The organism is Psychrilyobacter sp. (genome assembly GCF_037132775.1).
Lineage (GTDB): Bacteria > Fusobacteriota > Fusobacteriia > Fusobacteriales > Fusobacteriaceae > Psychrilyobacter.
In genome coordinates this window covers 1-6,381 of record NZ_JBAHZY010000071.1, presented here as the reverse complement: position 1 = coordinate 6,381, position 6,381 = coordinate 1, and the positions used below count along the sequence as shown (strand labels likewise).

The following is a 6,381-nucleotide window of genomic DNA, read 5'->3' as shown; positions in this document are numbered from 1 at the left end:
TATTTTAAGAATGCTATCAATAGAATTTGAAGAAAGATTAAAAGGACATTTATAAAAAAATAGGTAAATGAAAAGGGTACCAATTAAGATACCCTCTATCAGCTAAGAAATGTAATTTACACGTAATTTGGGACAGACCCTGCATATCCATTTTTTACAATTTCTTTATTTAGATACTTTCCATTATAGTAAACCTTTCCTACCTTTCTACCATAACGATCTGTGTCCATCACTTCTACTGTCACAGTTTTCTTCGCTATTCTTTTATGGACAAAATCTTTGGCTTCTAATCCATATTCTTGAGTCCTTTCAGGAGTATCAATCCCATAAAATCTGATCTTATATTTTTGATTATTAGCTACTATGTGGATAGTATCTCCATCACTTACATAACTAACAGTTCCTGTAAGAGTTTTAGCAGTTAGAATTGTAAAACTCAAAAGAAATATCATTATTATTTTTTTCATATAGCCCCCATAAGATTTTCTCCTAATCTTTTATGATTTACATCTATTCTATCATGATCTAATAACTTTTCCTGTATTTATTCACATTCATATCAACTTTACTAAGGTGCTAGGACATATCCACACCAATTAAATAAAATTTTAAATATATTTTTTAAACCCCCAAAAAAGGTCTAAAGTCCAAATCAAAGTCAGATTCTAGTCAGGCTCAAAAAAAAAGAATTTCTCTCTGAATCTCTTTGTCCTCTGCGATAGAAAAAAAGCTCTTGTGTTGTAGCAGTAAAGGATATACGAGTATTAAAATTTCTTCTAGTTATAAGAAATTTTAATACTCGTATATCCTTAGCGACCATTCGCGATACATTTAAATTTCTTTATTAAATAATAGAGAAATTTATATATTTAATTTTTTTCATTAAGTATGAATAAAATTAATACACATATACCCATCGTATACCTTAGCGGTAAAAAAGTCAGATTATAGTCTCCATCAAAGTTTATAAGCTGTTCTTAGTACTAAAGCTCAGTACTCTTATAAAAGACTCTAAATCCTTGTAATTTTTAGGTGAAATAAGGCTATTTCTGATACCTTTAAGACTCTTTGTGACACCCTTAAGGCTCACCAGTGGCCCTTCCTACTTCTTAACCTCAACAGTACCAAAGGTTTAAAGGCTTCCTTATTTGCCGTATTTCGATTGTAGGGGTGCAATCACAAGGGGGAGTTTTTAGGAGCTCTTAGGCGGTGAATTAGGAGGTATAATTGATAATGTACAATTTACAATTGATAATGGAGGAAAAAAAGATTAATCCGTGCAGATCAGAGATTTTCTGTGTATTGATGACTGAGCGGAGCCGAAGGAAGAAATCCGTGTGCTATGAATCTAAAAAATGATCTAAGCCGGGTTGTTCTGTACAGTAAAAACGTTAAATTATCTTAAAATTAGTTAAGAAACCCTTGATTGGGTTTAAAGTTAAATGGATTTTCAAAAAAAACTTATCTGTATTAAAAATTTGAGTATTCAAAGTGGTAGAAATTTCTACCACTTTTTTATTTGCCGTTTTTAGGGTTTTGTTTTGGTCGACAAAGTATATCATATATGCTTTTTATATTTCAGATTATCTTTCCTATTTCTTCTAATATCTCCTGATTTTCTTTTTCTAAATATGGGATTGTCAGAACATTTTTATCCTTAAACTCATCAACTATTAATTTAATAAATTCTTCTTGTTTATATTTTTGTTCCTGCCAAAACGGATCTATAGAATCTGGATATAGCTTATTTATTATAATTTTGTCTACCCCTATTCCAAACTCACGTAAACTCTCTACTCCACGCTTTGTTTCTAAAAAAGATAATTTATCTGGATTCATGACAAAATAAAACGATACCTTATTTGAATCGCTTAATATTTTATAAATTTTTAGAAGGTCATCCCTCCTACTTTCCAATAAGCTTAAGACCTTGTCATCACTTATTCTATCTCTTCGGTCAAACTTCATATTTTTTAACATTAATATTTTTTTTCTTTTCTTTATCAAAGTATCCATCCAAATATTGATTGTTTTAGGTAATTTTATAAGCCTTAGCGTATGACCAGTGGGAGCTGTATCGAATATAATATAGTCATATTCTTGATTCTTAAGAATGATTTTATTTATCTTCTCAAATATTGCTGATTCATGGGTTCCAGGAGAATTTTTAGCTCGTTTAAGCTGTCCTTTTATCTCTCCCATGATAACGGGACTTAGCATTAGGTTACATTGTTTTTGTATATTTGAAATATATAATTCTGCTTCCTTTTCTCCATCAATTTCCAGTATATCTAAGTTTTTTGAATATCTAAACTTTTCGTCTTTTTTCTTAATCTCTATATCAAATAGATCTCCTGTAGAATGAGCTGGATCAGTAGATACTAACAGCACCTTCTCTTTCTTTGAGTACTTGAATGCCAGAGTAGAAGCACAAGTCGTCTTTCCCACTCCACCCTTACCACCAACAAATATAATTTTTTTCATATTGATACCTCGCTTTTGATTTATAGTGGACACTCTGTGACTTTCTCTTCCCACATATTTTTTCGATCAATCATCTTTTCTTCCCAAGCTCCTAACTCATCCCCTAGGTATGGTAGAAGCTCCAAAGTATAATAATTAGTAGGAAGCTCTATTCCTAAGTTCTCTGAAAAACAGATAAACAAAAATTCATCTATATCATCTACCAAAGCTTCTTCTATCTTGCTTACAGACATTGCTCTATGATTAAATGCCCCTTGAAAAAATAATTTTATATTCTCTAGTATTTTATTTTTCTCTTCCATAACTCCTCCATCTAAAAAACAAATAGAGTTTAGCAACCAAAAATAGCTACTAAACCCTTTGTTTTATTATTTATTATTTTTCTCTTACTTGTTCTGGAGCTCCTCTTGAAAAAGCTGTCTTAGCTTCTAAAATAAGTATAATCGCTAGTATAAGTAGTGCAACTGCAAACCCTAGTAAGACATAGTTATGTAAATTTGCTTTTATTATTAAGATCAAAGCTGCAAATGTAACCGTAAACATAAATATCATAGGATACAATGCCATCTTGTATTTTTTGCCCGAATTCTTAAGCCATAATGCTATTGCTAGTAATGCTAATGCTGATAATAACTGATTTGCTGCCCCAAATATAGGCCAAATAGTTGTCCATCCATTAAAACTTAAAAATCCACTGATTAATACAGTTACTAAAGTTGCAACATATTTATTAGTTAACGGGTTATCCTCAGTTTTCACTTCTGATGCCATCTCTTGAAAGATAAATCTTGCCAGTCTAGTTGCTGTATCTAATGAAGTTAGTGCAAATGCTGAAATTGCTAGTGCTGTAAAGTTTTTTCCAATATGATAATCTAATCCAAACGATGTCATAAAGTTTCCTAATCCATCAGAAAAAACATTGATTGGCCCTCCTGCTCCTAATAGAGTAGTAAATTTATCTTTTGTTAAATATGCTACTGTTATTATAGCAATAACTGCTAATACCCCTTCAATCAACATCGAACCTAATCCAATCAATTTTATATCTTTTTCATTGTCTAATTGTTTAGAAGTCGTCCCTGACCCAACTAATGAATGGAACCCAGAAACTGCTCCACAGGCTACTGTAACAAATAACATTGGAAATAATAAAGTCCCATTCACATTAAATGATGTAACTGGTGCTAATTCGATAACTGGTCTCATAATTAAAATTCCAACAAACCCACCTAACAACATTCCATATAATAAAAATGAATTTAAGTAATCTCTTGGTTGTAATAAGATCCATACTGGTGTAACTGATGCTATAAAGATATAAACTAATAAAACTACCATCCAAACATTCTTATTTAATACGATCGGGAACATATTTCCTGCAAATATACATCCTATAAGTGCAATGACTCCTACAATACTTCCAACTAATAAGCTATATCCTTTTCTATATACTAGAAATCCAAATGCTATTGCTAAACCGATAAATAATAGCGATGCACTGGCTGCTTCTGGTACTGCAACAAATGTGTTAGCAACGATATTGGTAAATGCCGCTACTACTAAAATTAGTGTTAACCAAGCAAATATAGCGAATAATCTCTTCCCTTTTTTTCCCATTGAAATTCCAATTACTTCTCCTAAAGATTTACCTTTATTTCTTATAGAAGCAAATAAAGATCCCATATCATGTACTCCACCAAAGAAGATACTTCCGATTATAATCCATAACAATACTGGAACCCATCCAAATACTGCTGCTGCTATGGGACCAACTATCGGCCCTGCACCTGCAATAGATGAAAAATGATGACCTAATAATACTGGAGCTTTTGCTGGAACATAATCTATACCATCATTCATTGTGTGAGCTGGTGTTTTTCTTGATGGATCGATCCCCCACTCCTTATAAAGGTATTTCCCATACACCACATATGCCACGATGAAAATAGCAATTGTAACTAATAATAACCATATTGAATTCATAACTTTTCCTCCCTTAATTTATTATTAAACTTCTAAAAAAAATTATATTTTTCTTCCCAAATCGATTTGTCACTACTTTTTTAGTATCTAAATCGATATATATCAACTTCATATTAAACCAACCTTTCAGTCCAAATAAAAAGCTTTTATGGTATGAAAATCCCTGGATGATCTTTTCATCTCCTTTAGATAGTTTTTTCCCTACAAATATAAATGTAGCTACACTACTCATTTGATTTTTTTTATTCCCTTTTAAGAGATCCAAATTTTTAGTAATGTATTCCTTGAATTTTTTTTTTTCTATTATTCTTTCTTCTTTTTTTAATGTCTTATAAAACATCGTTTCCTTAGTGGAAAAAGAATCGTAAATTAAATCTTTTGACAATATATATTTACTGGTTTCTTCCAAAAATAATCCCTTAAAATCAAAGCTTAATTCGCCTAATTCTGAGTTTTTTTCTATATTAAAACTACTAGACAATTTGAATATGATTTTTTCTCTTAATTCTTCACTACTCACAATATCACCTTCTTTATTTTATTTTTACTACTAAAATTTAGTTTTTTACGTGTTTTTGGAGACATTGTTTGAACGTTCCATCTAAATTCATAAAAAATTAAAACGTTTTTACACTTTGAACATGTAATTACTTTCATTCCTTTATTTAATTAATAGTATACTTCATTATTGTGAGTATTCAAAATTAAATTTTAGTTTTTCTTAAGAAACTGCCCTTGTTTCCTAAGAATTTAAACTCTTTGATGAGTTACTTACTAATATATTTAATCTATCATGATCTAATAACTTTTCCTGTGTTTATTCTCATTCATATCAATATCAATTAAATAAAATTATAGATGTTTATTTTTAAAACCAAGAAAAAAAATTTCTTAGTGATCTTTCTAGCATTACCTTTGTGAGCTTAGTGGAAGGACTTTGATTTTTAATATTCATGTATCGAAGTTCCAAGGATTCCGTCCTTGATACGAGATACCTTAGTCAGGCTCAAGAAAAAAAAGAATCTCTTAGTGTACTCTCTAGTTATTCCTTTGTGAGCTTAGTGTAAAGGTTTGGGTTTTCGATCTGTGTAATCTAGTTGAAAGACTGTAAATTACTGTGATTTTCAGGTGAAATAAGGCTCTTTCCGATACCTTTAAGGCTCTTTGTGACACCCTTAAGGCTCACCGTGGCCCTTTCTACTTCTTAACCTCTAAACCCCAACAGTACCAAAGGTTTTATAGTTCCCTTATTCGCTGTATTTCGATCACAGGGGTGTAATCACAAGGGGGAGTTTTTAGAGGCACCTTAGAAGGCGAATGAGAGAGAATAATAAAATTGACAATGTATAATGGACAATTGACAATGGAGAAATAGAGCCGAAACCCTTGGACACAAAGAACACTAAGAGAAATAAAAGCTTTAGCCGCGAATTACGCTAAAAAAAAGAAATAGAACGCGGATGTCTAAAGACAAGAAAAAGGATTTAGAGTCCAAATCAAAGTCAGAATCTACCCGATGTGGGCATCACCAATATACTATTAGTTTACTATCATAAACATAGAATATTGCGATAGCCAGACCTTAGTCAGGCTCAAGGAAAAAAAAATTCTTAGTGTACTCTCTAGTTATTCCTTTGTGAGCTTAGTGTGGGCGTATCCCAAATTTAGTGTAAATTAATTTTAACCTTCTTAGTTGATAGAGTATAATCTATTAAACTGAGGAGGTTTTTATGGTTAAGAAAAGAAGAAGAGAGGTAGATCCATTAATTGCTGGAATTATGGATAAATATAATATTGAAAATGTTTTAGATTTACAATCTATCATGAAAGATTTATTTAAAGATGGAGTTTCCATCCTTCTTGATAGTGAGATGGATGAAACTCTTGGATTCTCTAAACATCAACGTTCTTCTA

5 protein-coding genes and 1 pseudogene are annotated in these 6,381 nt (G+C 31.1%); 1 reads left to right on the top strand and 5 read right to left on the bottom strand.

Annotation, left to right across the window (positions count from 1 at the left end):
- Positions 1-116: 116 nt before the first annotated feature.
- From V5784_RS04750 to V5784_RS04730, 5 genes are all read right to left on the bottom strand, one after another.
- Positions 117-467 (bottom strand): thermonuclease family protein, encoded by a 351-nt coding sequence (locus V5784_RS04750; protein ID WP_336887898.1) that lies wholly within the window; start codon positions 465-467, stop codon positions 117-119.
- Between the two features lie 1,111 nt (positions 468-1,578).
- Complete coding sequence (locus V5784_RS04745) at positions 1,579-2,484, bottom strand: ArsA family ATPase (protein WP_336887897.1); 906 nt, start codon at positions 2,482-2,484, stop codon at positions 1,579-1,581.
- A 20-nt stretch (positions 2,485-2,504) separates the two neighbouring features.
- A complete protein-coding gene (locus V5784_RS04740) occupies positions 2,505-2,786 on the bottom strand; it encodes a hypothetical protein (RefSeq protein WP_336887896.1) in 282 nt (93 codons plus the stop codon).
- A gap of 73 nt (positions 2,787-2,859) precedes the next feature.
- On the bottom strand, positions 2,860-4,467 hold the full coding sequence (locus V5784_RS04735; RefSeq protein ID WP_336887895.1) for a carbon starvation protein A: 1,608 nt from the start codon (positions 4,465-4,467) through the stop codon (positions 2,860-2,862).
- A 13-nt stretch (positions 4,468-4,480) separates the two neighbouring features.
- Positions 4,481-4,987, bottom strand: a complete 507-nt coding sequence (locus V5784_RS04730; protein ID WP_336887894.1) for a hypothetical protein — start codon at positions 4,985-4,987, stop codon at positions 4,481-4,483.
- A gap of 1,210 nt (positions 4,988-6,197) precedes the next feature.
- Here V5784_RS04730 and V5784_RS04725 point away from each other — a divergent pair.
- Positions 6,198-6,381 (top strand): annotated as a pseudogene (locus tag V5784_RS04725) (hypothetical protein); the annotation flags it as partial.

What these genes read in the sequence shown, in the direction of transcription:
- V5784_RS04750 (WP_336887898.1), bottom strand. Translation starts at nt 467, where the DNA reads ATGAAAAAAATAATAATGATATTTCTTTTGAGTTTTACAATTCTAACT.
- V5784_RS04745 (WP_336887897.1), bottom strand. Translation starts at nt 2,484, where the DNA reads ATGAAAAAAATTATATTTGTTGGTGGTAAGGGTGGAGTGGGAAAGACG.
- V5784_RS04740 (WP_336887896.1), bottom strand. Translation starts at nt 2,786, where the DNA reads ATGGAAGAGAAAAATAAAATACTAGAGAATATAAAATTATTTTTTCAA.
- V5784_RS04735 (WP_336887895.1), bottom strand. Translation starts at nt 4,467, where the DNA reads ATGAATTCAATATGGTTATTATTAGTTACAATTGCTATTTTCATCGTG.